Source organism: Janthinobacterium sp. C22 (assembly GCF_057919405.1).
In genome coordinates this window covers 4,971,038-4,985,478 of sequence record NZ_CP193659.1, presented here as the reverse complement: position 1 = coordinate 4,985,478, position 14,441 = coordinate 4,971,038, and the positions used below count along the sequence as shown (strand labels likewise).

Genomic DNA, 14,441 nt, shown 5'->3' with positions numbered 1-14,441 from the left:
AAGAATCTGATGGGCCGCGCATGGCGCGCGGCGCAGTTGATACATTACAGTACGCGAGACATTTCAGCGTTGCAGAACGGGGAATTTTGTAGAGTTTTCAGCCATTATGTGGCGGCTGGATCAACTGCCATGATTACGGAATGTAAATCGCGGAAACATGGCGCCGATTTGCGCCAAAGTAGCCGCCGCCGGATAGCCGTGCAGGGAGCGGCCGGACAGCGCCGCGTCCGCGCAGCCTTCGGCGCGGAACTGCTGCAGCACGTAGTTGTCGACGCCTTTCGCGGCCAGGGCGGCGGCCAGGGCCAGCAGCTGTGCGTCCGGCAGCAGGTCCGGGTGGGTGGTGGTGCGGCATTCGTAGGCGACGCCGCTGGCGAGGATGGCGTCGAGGCAGGCGCGCGCCGGGTCGCCGCTGCCGGCCACGCGGGTCACATGGCGATAGTCGGCAAACGGCGCCTTGATGTCGAAGCCGACCCAGTCGACCAGGGGCAGCACTTCCTGCAGGCGCTGCGGATAGATGCAGGCCGTGTGCAGACCGATGCCGAAACCCAGCGCTTGGACGTCCTGCATGGCGCGCCCCAGCGCCGGGTCCATGCACGCCTCGCCGCCGCTGAAGACGACGGCGTCGACCAGGCCCACGCGGCGGCGCAGCCAGGTCAGGACGTCCTGCCACGGCATGGCGCCTGCCGGCGTGCGCGCCTGCAAGTGCGGATTGTGGCAATAGCCGCAACGCCAGGGGCAGCCCTGCACGAAGACCACGGCGGCCAGCTTGCCCGGGTAGTCGGTGGCGGAAAAGGGCGTCAGGCCGCCCACTTTCAACTCAGCCATGGCAGGCGGGCTGGCCAAGCCGGGCGCTCGCTTCCGTAAAGTACTGGCGCTCGTGGAATTCGCCCTGCTTGCCGATGTTGAACGAGGCGACGGGGCGGTGGTAGCCCATCACGCGGGTCCAGATTTCGCAGCGCTGGCGTTCGGTGTCGAGCAGGGTGATGGCGGGAGTGAAGTCGGGACGTGCGTTCATGGCGTTTCCTCAAGTGATGGAGCAGGGTGGGCCTGCTTGCGGGCGATCAGCTCCGCGTCGCAGGTGGGGCAGAATTCATGTTTGCCGGCCAGATAGCCGTGGCGCGGGCAGATGGAAAACGTGGGCGTGACGGTGATGTAGGGCAGCGAGAAGCGGCTCAGGGCGCGTTTCACCAGCTCGCGGCAGGCATTCGCGTCCGACAGCGCTTCCGTCATGTACAGGTGCAGCACCGTGCCGCCCGTGTACTTGCGCTGCAGCGCATCCTGCAATTCGAGCGCCTCGAACGGGTCGTCCGTGTGGCCGACGGGCAGCTGCGACGAATTTGTATAGTATGGATTGTCGACGGTGCCCGCCTGCAGGATGGCGGGATAGCGCTTGCGGTCTTCGCGGGCAAAGCGGTACGTCGTGCCTTCGGCCGGCGTCGCTTCCAGGTTGTACATATGGCCCGTCTCTTCCTGGAAGGCCACCATGCGGGCGCGCACGTGGTCGAGCAGGCGGATCGCCAGCGCATGGCCCTCGGGACTCGTGATGTCCCAGGCGTCGCCGCTGAAATTGCGGATCATCTCGTTGATGCCGTTCACGCCCAGGGTGGAAAAGTGGTTGCGCAGGGTACCCAAGTAGCGCTTCGTATACGGGAACAGGCCCTGCTGCATCAGTTCCTCGATGGTGCGGCGCTTGATTTCCAGGCTGGTCTTGCCCAGTTCCAGCAGGCGGTCCAGGTCCGCCATCAACGCCGCTTCGTCGCCGCGCCACAGGTGGCCCAGGCGCGCGCAGTTGATCGTCACCACGCCCAGGGAGCCCGTCTGCTCGGCGGAACCGAACAGGCCATTGCCCCTTTTCAGCAGTTCGCGCAAGTCCAGCTGCAATCGGCAGCACATGGAGCGGATCATGTTCGGCTTGAGTTCCGAATTGATGAAATTCTGGAAGTAGGGCAGGCCGTAGCGGGCCGTCATCTCGAACAGGCGTTCCGCGTTTTCGCTATGCCAGTCGAAATCCTCGGTGATGTTGTAGGTGGGGATGGGGAAGGTGAAGACGCGGCCCTTGGCGTCGCCCGCCATCATGATCTCGATATAGGCGCGGTTGATCATGTCCATCTCCGCCTGCAGCTCGCCATAGCTGAAGTCCATCTCCTGGCCGGCGATGACGGGAATCTGATCGCGCAGGTCGTCCGGGCAGACCCAGTCGAAGGTGAGGTTGGTGAACGGCGTCTGCGTGCCCCAGCGCGATGGCACGTTGAGGTTGAAGATCAGCTCCTGCATGTACTGGCGCACGTCTTCGTAGCGCAGGCTGTCCTGGCGGATGTAGGGCGCCATATAGGTGTCGAAGGAGCTGAACGCCTGCGCGCCGGCCCATTCGTTCTGCAGGGTGCCGAGGAAATTGACGATCTGGCCGATGGCGCTCGACATGTGCTTGGGCGGACCCGATTCGATCTTGCCCGGCACGCCATTCAAGCCTTCGTGCAGCAGGGTGCGCAGCGACCAGCCGGCGCAATAGCCGGCCAGCATGTCGAGGTCGTGGATGTGCAGCGCCGCTTCGCGGTGCGCCGCGCCCACTTCCGGCGGATACACCTGGTCCAGCCAGTAGTTGGCGATGACCTTGCCCGACACGTTGAGTATCAGGCCGCCCAGCGAGTAACCCTGGTTGGCGTTGGCGTTGACACGCCAGTCGCGCCGGTCCAGGTATTCATTGATGGACGCGGCGACATCGACCTGGCCGCGCATGGATGGAACTGCATTTGTCGTCATGAAACCTCCAATAAACACAACATGCGGTGTTTTTATGGAGATTAATCACTAAATATAGTGACGTCAAAGGGCGCGTGCAGTTGCGTGGCGAATCCTTGATGCAGGTGAAAAAAGCATCCCCCGTTTACTTTTTCGCGCGTCCCTGGTGCAGGATGAAGCAGCTCAGGCCAAAATGCGCGGCGGCGCAGGCGGCGATGCTGATGCTGGAGGCGGGCAGCACGTGCGCCCAGATTTCCAGCGGCGAGAAGGTGCTCCAGCTGGCGACGCGGATATCGAACGTGACGTAGTTCGCCAGCAGCCAGTACAAGGCCAGCAAGCCCGTGCTGATGGCGGCCTGGCGCACCACGGGCATGGCGCGGCGGGCGAAGACGGCTTGCAGGAACAGCAGCAGCACGCCGGGATACGCGCCCAGTATCTCGGGCGACAGGATGGAGAGCTTTTCTTCGACATAGCCTTCCGTGGGCGCGGCCCACTGCACCTGCAGCACGGTGAGGAACAGGGTGAGCAGGAAGATCAGCAGCGGTTTGCGGGGCATGGCGGGCAATCGGACAGGGAGAAAAGGGGGCATTTTACAGCCAGGTCAAGCAAGTTGAACGCGCGCCAGCCATGCATGCATTCCTTCACCTGCGTCAAGGACTGGGCGGTATGGGCGGGGCTATAGTCTGCACCCTGAGCCGATACAGGACTGTGAACACCATGATGCTTGAATCAACCACCGCCACCCGCGTGGCCGGACCGCTGGAACTGGTCTGCCCCGCCGGCAGCCTGCCCGCCTTGAAAGCGGCCGTCGACAATGGCGCCGACACCGTCTACCTGGGCTTTCGCGACGCCACCAATGCGCGCAATTTCGCCGGCCTCAATTTCGACGAGAAGGCCATCGCCGAGGGCGTGCGCTACGCCCACCAATATGGACGCAAGGTGCTGCTGGCGCTGAACACCTATCCGCAGCCGCACAACTGGGCCGTGTGGCGCAGCGCCATCGACCGCGCCGCGCAGGCCGGCATCGACGCCATGATCGTGGCCGATCCGGGCTTGATGGCGTATGCAAGCGAGCACCACCCGCAGCTGCGCCTGCACCTGTCCGTGCAGGGCTCGGCCACCAACTACGAAGCCATCAATTTTTACCATGAACACTTCGGCATCGCCCGCGCCGTGCTGCCCCGCGTGCTGTCGATGGCGCAGGTCGAGCAATTGATCGCCAAGACGGAAGTCGAGATCGAGGTCTTCGGCTTCGGCAGCCTGTGCGTGATGGTCGAGGGACGCTGCGCGCTGTCCTCGTATGCGACGGGCGAGGCACCGAACACGCACGGCGTGTGTTCGCCGGCGAAATCCGTGCGCTGGCTGGAAACGCCGAACGGCCTCGAATCGCGCCTGAACGGCGTGCTGATCGACCGCTATGCGCCGGGCGAAAACGCCAGCTATCCGACCCTGTGCAAGGGGCGTTTCGAAGTCAACGACGAAGAGTATTACGCCATCGAGGAGCCGGCCAGCCTGAACACGCTGGCGCTGCTGCCGCAGCTGATCGCCATGGGCGTGCGCGCCGTGAAGATCGAAGGACGCCAGCGCAGCCCCGCGTATGTGGCGCAGGTGACGCGCGTGTGGCGCGAAGCGATCGACGCCTGCCGCGAAGGCAATGCGCGCTACGCCGTCAAGCCGGGCTGGATGGCGGCCATGGACAAGCTGGCCGAGGGCCAGCAGCACACCTTGGGCGCGTATCACCGCTCCTGGAAATAGCAAAACCTACTGCGCGTCCCGGGGCGCGGCCTGCGATGCTCACCGTGCTGGAGCACGGCTGCGCTTCTCGGCCCCGCCGCGAGCCGCTCGCTACGGTTTTGTAACTTAAAAATATTGGAAAAGGCATGCTAAAACTCTCTTTGGGTCCCTTGCTGTACTACTGGCCGCGCGCCACCGTCTTCGAGTTTTACCAGCAGATCGCCGGTACCGCCGTCGATATCGTGTATCTGGGCGAAACCGTCTGCTCGCGCCGGCATGAGCTGCGCCTGGCCGACTGGCTCGATATCGCCGACATGCTGGCCGCCGCCGGCAAGGAAGTGGTGCTGTCGACGCAGGCGCTGATCGAGGCGGGCGCGGAACTGGCGACCCTGCGCCGCATCACGGGCAATGGCCGCTACGGCGTCGAAGCGAACGACATGGGCGCCGTGCACTGCATGGAAAAGGGCGCGTCCTTCGTCGCCGGCCCCCATTTGAACCTGTTCAATGGCCCCAGTCTGCAGCTGCTGGCGCGCATGGGCGCGCGGCGCTGGGTGATGCCGCTGGAAATGGGGCAGACGGCGCTGGCCGAGATGCAGCGCCAGAAACCGGAAGGGCTGGAGACGGAAGTGTTTGCCTATGGCCGCATGCCGCTGGCGTTTTCCGCGCGCTGCTTCACGGCGCGCAACCGCAACCTGCCGAAGGACGATTGCGGCTACAGCTGCCTGGAAGAGCCGGACGGCCTGCTGCTGCGCACGCGCGATGAAGTGCCCTTCCTCGTGTTGAACGGCACGCAGACGCAGTCGGCGCTCGTCTACAACCTGGTGCGCGAACTCGACGCCATGCGCGACATGGGCGTGGATGTGGCGCGTATCAGCCCTCAGGCGATGAACACTGAAAAAGTCATCGCCATCTTCGACCGCGCCCGCCGAGGGCAGGTCAGCGGCATCGGCGCCCAGGCCCAGCTGGCGGCTTGCCAGCCGGCCGGCGCCTGCGACGGCTACTGGCACGGCCAGCCCGGCATGGAACAGCACGCCGCCCATTGAACGCATCGAAAGGAAGAACATGCAAGATCAACTGGAAAGATTGCCCGTCCCGGTCCCGGTCCCGGCCAAACCCGGCATGAGCAAACCCGCCGTGTCGTACCGGCTGCCCGAACCGCTGGCCGAACTGCTGTCCAAGCTGCCGCCATATCCCGCCTCGTGGCTGTTCGTGCAGGGCTTGAACCGCCTGCTGGCGCCGCAATTGCCTGACGACGTGCGGCGCAGCCTGGAGGGGCGCAGCCTGCGTTTGCGGCTGCTGGACGCCGGTATTGCCTTCGATTTCGAGTGGCAGGGCACGGTGTTCGTGGCCGAGCGCTATGCCGACGTGCCCGATCTGTGCATCGCCGCCAGCGTGCATGACTTGATGCTGCTGGCGCGGCGCCAGGAAGATCCGGACACCCTGTTCTTCAGCCGCCGCCTGAGCCTGGAAGGCGATACGGAGCTGGGCTTGCTGTTCAAGAATACGCTCGACGCCATCGAATTGCCGCCGTTCGACCTGCAGGCGCTGGGACCGCGCCGCGTGCTGGCGCATTTGCGCGACCGGGGCGCGCGGGAAGGCTGAGCGGGGAGCTGGCGGCGGCAGGCGTTCAGTGGCGGCAGTGGCCGCAGGCGCCGCTGCACGAGGCCAGCTGTTCTTCATCCGTCGCCTCGCCCATGAAGCCGGCGCCGTTGACGGCGGCCAGCAAGCGTTCCTGCGTGGCCAGGCGTTCGTCGAATTGCACCGTGGCGCCGTGGCGCGCCAGCGAGACGCAGACGGTGGCCACGCCCGTGACCGCTTCAAGCGCGCCCGTCAACCTGTCGGCGCAGCCTTCGTGATCCATTCCAATAATATTCAAGCGCGCTGTCTGCATGGGTTCCTCTTGTTTTTCAGATAAAAAAACAGCGTAGGCGAGGGGCGCGCATGCCGTCCAGAGCAGCACGCAAGATTTATTTTGTATTTGCGGTTTTATTGATCTGGATTAATTCGCACCGCTTCATTCCGGCCTGAACTGCTGTTGTTTTATACACAGTTTCCATAATCCAGTCGACAAGCGTACCCTGCTGCGCGATACTGTCATTCTGATAAGAACGCTGATGAAAGCGCTGGAAAGGAGGGGCCATGCGGCGCCGCCCCTGCTCATGCTTGCCGGCCTGTGGCCGTTGGGCGCTGCCGCCGCCGGCACATCGCCGCCGCTGCCGCTCGTGTATCCGCGCCACCAGGCGCTCGATGATCCGCAGCAAGGTTATGTGACGGCCTTGCTGCAACAGGCGCTGTCGCGGTCGGGCCAGGCGTATGCCTTGCGCCGCTCCGCACTGCGCATGGTGCAGACGCGCGCCATGCAGGAAATCGCCATGGCGTCGGGCAGCGTCGACGTCGTCTGGGCCATGACGAGCCGCGCGCGCGAAACGCAATTGCTGCCGGTGCGCATCCCCATCGACCGCGGCCTGATCGGCTGGCGCGTGGCCCTGATCCACGCGCGCCAGCCGCAGTTGCTGCGGGGCGTGCGCAGCATCGCCGCCCTGGCGCGGCTGTCGGCCGGCCAGATGCGCGACTGGCCCGACTCCGTCATCCTGCAGGCGAACGGCTTGCGCCTCGATACCTCGAGCACCTACGAAGGCCTGTTCCAGCAACTGGCGGCGGGACGCATCGATTACTTTCCCCGCTCCGTGATCGAAGCCCAAAGCGAGCTGGCCAGCCATGCGCAATTGCCGCTGGCGCTAGACACCCACCTGGTCATCCGCTACCCGGCCGCGCTGTACTTTTTTGTCGGCAAGCACCGGCCGGAACTGGCGCGCCACATCGAGACCGGGCTGGAAACCATGCTGGCCGATGGCAGCTTCGCGCAGCTGTTCCAGCGCCATTTCGGCCGCCTGGCGGAGGCTTTGCAACTGTCCCATCGGTACGTGCTGGAGCTCGTCAATCCGGACCTGCCGGAGGAGACGCCGCTGGCGCGCAAGGCACTTTGGTATCGACCAAAACATTACTAATAGTTTTATTGATCAGTGTCAAACAGCCGCTCCAATCGTGCGCAGGATGTTTGAGGAAACGCAAAGCGAGTTCAACAGAACACCTGTTGACACTTATAAAATTTTCGCCGAACATCATTCTACTTTGCAACACTTTGCAACACTTTCCCAGCGATAGCCGCCATGGCGGCTGTCGTGCGGGACCCGTGCGCCCGTTCAACGGCAAGCCGCCGCCAGCCACCGAACGCCCAGTTCCCTTGTAACCATCCGTTATCTTTTCGAAGGTTTGCCCATGCTCGAGTCGATCACGTCGGTATTGCACCAGGTGCCGGAATTGGCCCTGTTCCTGGCGCTGGCGCTGGGCTACGCGGTAGGGCAGATACGCTTCGGCCCGATCCAGCTCGGCGGCGTGTGCGGCACCCTGATCGCCGCGCTGCTGATCGGCCAGCTGGGCATCACGCTGGATGCCAGCGTGAAGAACGTTTTCTTCATGCTGTTCATCTTTGCCCTCGGCTACGCGGGCGGTCCCCAGTTCTTTGCCAACCTGAATGCCAAGGGCTTGCGCCTGGGAATACTGTGCCTGATCGAAGTGGTGGTGGTGCTGGCACTGGTGCTGCTGGCCACGCGGTTCCTGAGCCTGGACCAGGGCACGGCGGCCGGCATGATGGCGGGCGCGGCGACGGAATCGGCCGTCGTCGGCACGGCCACGGACGCGATCTCCAAGCTGGCCTTGCCGGCGGCCCGCATCGCCGAGCTGCAAGCCAACGTGGTCACCGCGTATTCCATCACGTACATCTTCGGCCTGATCGCCATCGTCATCGTCACCAGCCAGATCTTTCCGCTGTTGTTGCGCGTCAACCTGCGCGAGGAGGCGGATAAATTATGGCAAAAGATGGGCGGCGCGCAAACCGATGGCGATGGGGTGCAGGCGACGCCGGAAATGGTGGGCCGCGCCTACCGCATCAGCCGCGGCGCGGGACGCCGTCTCGATGCCTTGCAGCATATTTTTGCGGGCCGCGCCAGCATCACGCGCGTGCGCCGGCACGGCAAGGTATTGCCTTTGGAGCCAGCACTGCGCCTGCGCAATAACGACGAAGTGCTGGTGATCGGCCACCGTCCCGCGCTGGTGGCGGCCGAAGCCATCCTGGGCGAGGAATTCGCCGACACGACGGGCTTGAACATGGCCGTCTCCGCCGTCGAAGTGGTGCTGCAGCAAGCTGCGCTGGTCGGCCAGCCCTTGCGCCAGCTGGCCTTGCCCACCGGCGTGCACGTGGCGGCCGTCGTCCGCGGCGAGCACAGCATGCCGCCGCTGCCCGACCTTGCCCTGCAGCGCGACGACGTGCTGCGTCTGTACGGCACGACGGAAGGACGCGAACTGAACACGGCCTTGGCCGCCATCGGCAAGCGCGTGCCCACGGGCGAGCGCAGCAATATCGTCTACGCCAGCATCGGCATCGTGCTGGGCGTGTACATCGGCGGCTTTAGCGCCAGGCTGGGCGGCATCCCGTTTTCGCTGGGCACGGGCGGCGGCGCCTTGCTGACGGGCCTCGTGTTCGGCTGGTACCAGGCGCGAAAACCTGGCATGCCGGGCATCCACCCCAGCGCGCTCGACATGATGAAGGATATCGGCCTGGCCACCTTCATCGCCTGCGTGGGCCTGGCGTCGGGACCGCAGGCGATCGACCTGATCCGCCAGTACGGCCTGTCGCTGCCCTTGATGGGCGTCTTGATCGCCGTCATCCCCGCCTCGCTGTCGTTGCTGGTGGGCCACTTTTTCCTCAAGCTGGAAGCGCCCGTGCTGCTGGGCGCCATCGCCGGCCAGCAGTGCAGCACGCCAGCCTTGTCGGCCGTGCAGAACGCGGCCGGCAATTCCACGCCCTTGCTGGGCTACACGATCACGTATGCGATCTCGAACGTGGTGCTGCCTCTGCTGGGGCCGCTCATCGTGGCCCTGGCCGGCTCCGTCCACGCATGAGCAGCCGGCAAGGGCACAGGCAGTAAAGAATTCCTTCAACACGAAAGGCGGTCCGCATGGAATGGTTGCATGAGTTATTCAAGAAGTCGCCCGAAATTGCCTTGTTTCTCTCCCTGGCAGTGGGTTACTACATCGGCAAGATCAAGTTCGGCTCGTTTCAGCTGGGCGGGGTCGCCGGTTCGCTCCTGGTGGCGGTCCTCGTCAGCCAGGTGGGCGTGGCCATCGATCCCGGCGTCAAGTCGGTGCTGTTCGCGCTGTTCATTTACGCGGTCGGCTATGAAAGCGGGCCGCAATTCTTCAATTCGCTGGGCCGCCAGTCCGTGCGCGAAATCATCCTGGCCGTCGTGCTGGCCGTGACGGCGCTGCTGACCGTGGTCATCCTGGCCAAGGTGTTCGGCCTGGACAAGGGCCTGGCGGCCGGCGTGGCGGCGGGCGGCTTGACGCAGTCGGCCATCATCGGCACGGCGGGCGATGCGATCACCAAGCTGGGCCTGGCGGCCGACGAGGTGGCGCGCCTGCAGGGCAACGTGGCCGTCGGCTATGCCGTCACCTATGTGTTCGGCTCGTTCGGCGCCATCATCGTCTGCGTCAACATCTTGCCGAAACTCATGGGTCGCACCATCCGCGAAGATGCGATCAAGGCGGAAACGGCGTTGCAGGCGGGCGTGCAGGTGCTGGGGCCGGGCCAGACGCCGGCCGCGCCCGACTTGATCGGCCGCATCTATGCCGTGGGGCCGGGCGCCGGCCGTACGGTGGCGGAAATCGAAAGCGCCAATCCGAACACGGCGATTACCATCGAGCGCGTGAAGCGCAACAGCCAGATCATCGACGTCAGCCCGGACCTGGTGCTGGCGGCCGACGATATCGTGCTGCTGGTGGGCCGCCGCGAAGCCATGCTCAGCGTCTCTTCCCAGCTGGGCAAGGAATTGCACGCCGTGGAAGGCATGGAACTGGTGATGCAGCGCCGCGACATGGTGCTGACCAACAAGGCTTACCACAACAAGACGGTGGGCGAAATCCGCAGCGCGACGGCGCCGGGCGTGCGTCACGGCATCTTTGTCGTGCAGCTGAGCCGCATGGGCAAGATCCTGCCCATGCAATCGGAAACCGTGGTGCAGACGGGCGACGTGGTGACCATCTATGGCGCCGAGCAGGACGTCAAGCGGGTGGCGGCCGAAGTGGGCTACATGATCGTGCCGAGCGCCAAGACGGACTTCGTCTACATGGGCGCCGGCCTCGTCGTCGGCCTGCTGGTCGGCTTGCTGGTGGCGCGCATCGGTTCGATTCCGCTGACACTGGGCAGCGGCGGCGGCGTGCTGCTGTCGGGCCTCGTGTTCGGCTGGTTCCGCGCCAAGCGCCAGACCTTCGGCTACATGCCCAGCGGCGCCGTGCAAATCCTCAAGGATCTGGGCCTGGCCGGCTTCGTTGCCGTCGTCGGCCTCACGTCTGGCCTGCAAGCCGTGCAAACCGTGCGCGAACACGGCCTGACCCTGTTCGGCGTGGGCGTGGTGGTGACCATTCTGCCGATGATACTGACCATGCTGATCGGCCGTTACATCTTGCGCTATGACAACGTTGCCGTGTTTGCCGGCGCCTTGTCCGGCTCGCGCAGCGCCAATCCCGCGTTCGGCGAAGTGCTGAACGCGGCGCAAAACTCGATTCCCACCGTACCGTTTGCCATCACGTATGCCTTGGCCAACGTTTTCCTGACCTTGCTGGGGCCGCTGATTGTGGCCTTCGTCTGAGTCTGCATGTATGTGCAAGAACCATTGCAAGAACCCTCGAAATGATCAGTCTGATAAGGAGTAGCAAAAATGGATTTCAGTAACCCAAGCAAACTCGCCCTGTTGAGCCCATTCGAATTGAAGGATGCGCTGATCCAGACGGCCAAGCAAAGCAACCGCCTGATGCTCAATGCGGGCCGTGGCAACCCGAATTTCCTGGCCACCACGCCGCGCCACGGTTTCTTCCAGTTCGGCCAGTTCGCCATGACGGAAGCGGAGCGCTCGTATGTGTACATGGACGACGTGGGCGGCTTTCCCACGCGCGAGGGCATCGAGGCGCGCTTTGAAATCTTCGTGCGCCAGCATGCTGATACACCGGGCGTGCATTTCATCGAGGCGGCCGTATCGTATGTGCGCGACCAGCTGGGCCTGAGCGCGGGCGATTTCATCTATGAGATGTGCGAAGCCATCCTCGGCTGCAACTATCCCGTGCCGGACCGCATGCTGCGCCTGTCCGAGAAAATCGTCGGCCAGTATATTCACCGCGAAATGATCGGCGAGCACCCGTTCGTCGGCAACTTCGACATGTACGCGGTCGAAGGCGGCACGGCGGCCATGACCTATCTGTTCGCCAGCCTGAAGTCGAACCACATCATCCAGGAAGGCGACACCATCGCCCTGGGCATGCCGATCTTCACGCCCTACATCGAGATTCCCCAGCTCAACGATTACAAGCTGAACACCGTGCACATCGATGCGCCGCAATCGAACAACTGGCAATTTACCAAGAAGGAGCTGGACAAGCTGCTGGACCCGAAAGTGAAAGCTTTCTTCCTCGTCAACCCCAGCAATCCGCCTTCCGTCAAGATCGATAACGAGACGCTGGAATACATCGCCAAGATCATCAAGAAGCGTCCGGACCTGATCATTCTGACCGATGACGTGTACGGCACCTTCGCCGACAACTTCGTCTCGCTGTTCGCCATTTGCCCGTTCAACACCATCCTCGTGTATTCGTTCTCGAAATACTTCGGCGCGACGGGATGGCGCATGGGCGTGGTGGCCACGCATGAAAACAATGTGCTCGACGACAAGATCGCCAAGTTGCCGGAAACCATCAAGAAACAGCTCGATGCCCGTTATCACTCCATCACGACGGAGCCGCGCCAGCTGAAATTCATCGACCGCCTGGTGGCCGACAGCCGCACCGTGGCGCTGAACCACACGGCCGGCCTGTCCACGCCCGTGCAGGCGCAGATGACCCTGTTCTCGCTGTTCTCGCTGATGGATGAAGAGCAAAAGTACAAGCAGTCGATGAAGCGCATCGTGCTGCGCCGCAAGGAAGCGCTGTACCGCGAACTGGGCTTGCCGATGGTGCACGACGCCAATTCGGTGCGCTATTACCATCTGCTGGACATGGAATCGCTGGCCGCGCAGATGCACGGCGTGGAGTTTTCGCAGTGGCTGCTGAAAAAACTGAAACCGAACGAAGCGCTGTTCCGCCTGGCCGAGGAAACGGGCGTCATCCTGTTGCCGGGCCGCGGCTTCGGTACTACGCATCCGTCCGGCCGCGTCTCGCTGGCCAACCTGAACGAATACGACTACGCGAATATCGGCCGCGCCATCCGCGGCATGGCGTCCGAGTTCTTCGCCGTGTTTGAAAAGGAAAAGGAGAAGGGCGGCAAGAAGGCGAAGAAGTAAGCCGCCTAGTTTGAGCAAGACGGGCGCCCCGCATGAGGCGCCCGTTTTTGTCTGTCAGCTTGCGTAACCAATAGTGCAGGCTGGAATGGACATCCGTGGATATAATTGCTATTGTGAAAGTATAAACATGGCAACCCCGTGCTTTCCCCTCATTCATTGACTGGACGCTACATGGGCAGATTGCAAGGACACTTATCATTATTGCTGGCGAGCGCGCTGGGCGCGGCCATGCCCGCCCTGGCGGAACCTCTTACATTTAATGAAGCGCTGCAGCAAGCGGCCAAGGCTTCGGGCGCCGTGCAGGGCGCGGCCCTCGACGTGCGCGCGAAAACCCTCAAGGCCGAGGCGCTGTCGAATATCGATGGTCCCTCCGTGGACCTGACGGCGTTTCGCGGCCGCCTGTCGACGGACTTGAATATCGATACGAGCGGCTTGTCCGGCGTGGTGGGCGGCATCGAGTCCGTGCTGCCGTCGATTCCCGGCTTACCCAAGCCACAGATTCCCAACTCCCTGAGCCGCGAAGTGGTGACGGACCTGACCTCGTTCGGCTTGCTGGGCATGTGGCCCATCTACACGGGCGGGCGCCTGGACGCCGTCAAGGGCCTCGCTTCGAGCCTGACCCTGGCCGCGCAGGCGGAGCGCACGGAAGCGGAAGAACAGCTGGCCACCCTGGTGGCGCAGCGCTATTTTCAATTATTGCTGGCCAAGCGCGTGGTGGCTGTGCGGGCCGAAGTGACGGCCGGCGTGACGCAGCACCAGCGCGATGCGGCCAGGCTGGAAAAGGGCGGCCTGATTTCGCGCGCGGAACGCCTGCGTGCCGACGTGGCCCTGGACAGCGCCCGCAGCGACGAGGCGCAGGCGCGCAGCGACGAGGAAATCGCCCAGGTGGCGCTCGACCGTTTACTCGCCGTCAATACGCAAGTGCGGCCCAGCACGCCGTTGTTCGTCAACAGCTTGCCGGTGGGGACCTTGCAATCGTTCATCAGCACGGGCATGCGCGAAAATGCGAACTGGAAAAAGATCGACAGCAAGCGCGTGCAGGCCGAGCAAGCCTTGAAGCTGCACGGCAAGGAATATGCGCCCACCGTCTTTGCCATCGGTAACTACAACCTGAATCGCGGTAACGAAAAACTCGTGCGCTCGAACTGGGCCATCGGCCTCGTCGTGGCTGTGCCGCTGGTGCACCGCATCAACACGGGCAAGATGATCGCCGCCGCCAAGCTGGACCAGGAGCGCGTGGAAGTGGTGGCGCGCCAGGCCGAGCGCGACATTCCCACTCTGATCGAAAAGAATTGGCGCGCGCTGGAAAACGCCCGCATCCAGTACCTGTCCACGGCGTCGTCGGTGGAGTTGGCGCGCGAAAATATCCGTTTGCAAACGGTCGCCTTCCAGCAAGGGCAAGTGACGTCGCTGGAAGTGGTCGACGCGCGCCTGAACCTGGCCAAGGTCGAGACCCAGCGCGCGCAGACGGCGTATAACTATGTGATGGGGCTGGCGCAATTGCTGGAAGCGACGGGCGAGACGCAGCGCCTGGGCAGCCTGGCCGCCGCGGCCGATATTCAATTACCTGTGGACAAATAA

The 14,441-nt window shown here is 63.7% G+C and carries 13 protein-coding genes; 8 read left to right on the top strand and 5 right to left on the bottom strand.

Annotated elements, in window-relative coordinates; translation table 11 throughout:
- Window positions 1-120 precede the first annotated feature (120 nt).
- The 4 genes from ACRHIG_RS23330 to ACRHIG_RS23315 all read right to left on the bottom strand — a co-directional run bounded on the left by ACRHIG_RS23330 (window position 121) and on the right by ACRHIG_RS23315 (window position 3,295).
- Window positions 121-825, bottom strand: a complete 705-nt coding sequence (locus ACRHIG_RS23330) for an anaerobic ribonucleoside-triphosphate reductase activating protein (RefSeq protein ID WP_489628077.1) — start codon at window positions 823-825, stop codon at window positions 121-123.
- Window positions 818-1,015: an anaerobic ribonucleoside-triphosphate reductase gene (gene nrdD / locus ACRHIG_RS23325; RefSeq protein ID WP_133992496.1), complete on the bottom strand. Its 198-nt coding sequence runs from the start codon at window positions 1,013-1,015 to the stop codon at window positions 818-820. The genes ACRHIG_RS23330 and nrdD overlap by 8 nt, the downstream gene beginning before the upstream one ends.
- A complete protein-coding gene (locus tag ACRHIG_RS23320; RefSeq protein ID WP_489628076.1) occupies window positions 1,012-2,760 on the bottom strand; it encodes a ribonucleoside triphosphate reductase in 1,749 nt (582 codons plus the stop codon). Before ACRHIG_RS23320 ends, nrdD begins: the two co-directional genes overlap by 4 nt.
- 124 nt (window positions 2,761-2,884) lie before the next feature.
- Complete coding sequence (locus ACRHIG_RS23315) at window positions 2,885-3,295, bottom strand: hypothetical protein (RefSeq protein WP_489628075.1); 411 nt, start codon at window positions 3,293-3,295, stop codon at window positions 2,885-2,887.
- A gap of 161 nt (window positions 3,296-3,456) precedes the next feature.
- On the opposite strand from ACRHIG_RS23315, the gene ubiU reads away from it, so the two are divergent.
- From ubiU to ubiT, 3 genes are all read left to right on the top strand, one after another.
- Window positions 3,457-4,494, top strand: a complete 1,038-nt coding sequence (gene ubiU / locus ACRHIG_RS23310) for a ubiquinone anaerobic biosynthesis protein UbiU (protein WP_412101868.1) — start codon at window positions 3,457-3,459, stop codon at window positions 4,492-4,494.
- Between the two features lie 125 nt (window positions 4,495-4,619).
- Entirely contained in the window at window positions 4,620-5,516 is an 897-nt protein-coding gene (gene ubiV / locus ACRHIG_RS23305) for a ubiquinone anaerobic biosynthesis protein UbiV (protein ID WP_489628074.1), read from the top strand.
- 76 nt (window positions 5,517-5,592) lie between these two features.
- On the top strand, window positions 5,593-6,075 hold the full coding sequence (gene ubiT / locus ACRHIG_RS23300; protein WP_489628073.1) for a ubiquinone anaerobic biosynthesis accessory factor UbiT: 483 nt from the start codon (window positions 5,593-5,595) through the stop codon (window positions 6,073-6,075).
- A gap of 25 nt (window positions 6,076-6,100) precedes the next feature.
- Here the strand turns inward: ubiT and ACRHIG_RS23295 are convergent, their stop codons facing one another.
- Window positions 6,101-6,364: a heavy-metal-associated domain-containing protein gene (locus tag ACRHIG_RS23295; protein WP_475416511.1), complete on the bottom strand. Its 264-nt coding sequence runs from the start codon at window positions 6,362-6,364 to the stop codon at window positions 6,101-6,103.
- Between the two features lie 223 nt (window positions 6,365-6,587).
- Between ACRHIG_RS23295 and ACRHIG_RS23290 the strand changes: the two genes are divergently transcribed.
- The 5 genes from ACRHIG_RS23290 (at window position 6,588) to ACRHIG_RS23270 (ending at window position 14,441) form a co-directional block, all read left to right on the top strand.
- Window positions 6,588-7,481, top strand: coding sequence for a substrate-binding periplasmic protein (locus tag ACRHIG_RS23290; protein WP_489628072.1), 894 nt, complete (start codon window positions 6,588-6,590; stop codon window positions 7,479-7,481).
- A 271-nt stretch (window positions 7,482-7,752) separates the two neighbouring features.
- Entirely contained in the window at window positions 7,753-9,435 is a 1,683-nt protein-coding gene (aspT, locus tag ACRHIG_RS23285) for an aspartate-alanine antiporter (protein ID WP_489628071.1), read from the top strand.
- Window positions 9,436-9,491: 56 nt separating this feature from the next.
- On the top strand, window positions 9,492-11,180 hold the full coding sequence (gene aspT, locus ACRHIG_RS23280; RefSeq protein ID WP_489628070.1) for an aspartate-alanine antiporter: 1,689 nt from the start codon (window positions 9,492-9,494) through the stop codon (window positions 11,178-11,180).
- A 69-nt stretch (window positions 11,181-11,249) separates the two neighbouring features.
- Window positions 11,250-12,860: a bifunctional aspartate transaminase/aspartate 4-decarboxylase gene (locus tag ACRHIG_RS23275; protein ID WP_489628069.1), complete on the top strand. Its 1,611-nt coding sequence runs from the start codon at window positions 11,250-11,252 to the stop codon at window positions 12,858-12,860.
- 171 nt (window positions 12,861-13,031) lie between these two features.
- The gene (locus ACRHIG_RS23270; protein ID WP_489628068.1) at window positions 13,032-14,441 is read left to right on the top strand and encodes a TolC family protein; all 1,410 of its coding nucleotides are present in this window, start codon (window positions 13,032-13,034) and stop codon (window positions 14,439-14,441) included.

What these genes read in the sequence shown, in the direction of transcription:
- ACRHIG_RS23330 (WP_489628077.1), bottom strand. Translation starts at nt 825, where the DNA reads ATGGCTGAGTTGAAAGTGGGCGGCCTGACGCCCTTTTCCGCCACCGAC.
- nrdD (WP_133992496.1), bottom strand. Translation starts at nt 1,015, where the DNA reads ATGAACGCACGTCCCGACTTCACTCCCGCCATCACCCTGCTCGACACC.
- ACRHIG_RS23320 (WP_489628076.1), bottom strand. Translation starts at nt 2,760, where the DNA reads ATGACGACAAATGCAGTTCCATCCATGCGCGGCCAGGTCGATGTCGCC.
- ACRHIG_RS23315 (WP_489628075.1), bottom strand. Translation starts at nt 3,295, where the DNA reads ATGCCCCGCAAACCGCTGCTGATCTTCCTGCTCACCCTGTTCCTCACC.
- ubiU (WP_412101868.1), top strand. Translation starts at nt 3,457, where the DNA reads ATGATGCTTGAATCAACCACCGCCACCCGCGTGGCCGGACCGCTGGAA.
- ubiV (WP_489628074.1), top strand. Translation starts at nt 4,620, where the DNA reads ATGCTAAAACTCTCTTTGGGTCCCTTGCTGTACTACTGGCCGCGCGCC.
- ubiT (WP_489628073.1), top strand. Translation starts at nt 5,593, where the DNA reads ATGAGCAAACCCGCCGTGTCGTACCGGCTGCCCGAACCGCTGGCCGAA.
- ACRHIG_RS23295 (WP_475416511.1), bottom strand. Translation starts at nt 6,364, where the DNA reads ATGCAGACAGCGCGCTTGAATATTATTGGAATGGATCACGAAGGCTGC.
- ACRHIG_RS23290 (WP_489628072.1), top strand. Translation starts at nt 6,588, where the DNA reads ATGAAAGCGCTGGAAAGGAGGGGCCATGCGGCGCCGCCCCTGCTCATG.
- aspT (WP_489628071.1), top strand. Translation starts at nt 7,753, where the DNA reads ATGCTCGAGTCGATCACGTCGGTATTGCACCAGGTGCCGGAATTGGCC.
- aspT (WP_489628070.1), top strand. Translation starts at nt 9,492, where the DNA reads ATGGAATGGTTGCATGAGTTATTCAAGAAGTCGCCCGAAATTGCCTTG.
- ACRHIG_RS23275 (WP_489628069.1), top strand. Translation starts at nt 11,250, where the DNA reads ATGGATTTCAGTAACCCAAGCAAACTCGCCCTGTTGAGCCCATTCGAA.
- ACRHIG_RS23270 (WP_489628068.1), top strand. Translation starts at nt 13,032, where the DNA reads ATGGGCAGATTGCAAGGACACTTATCATTATTGCTGGCGAGCGCGCTG.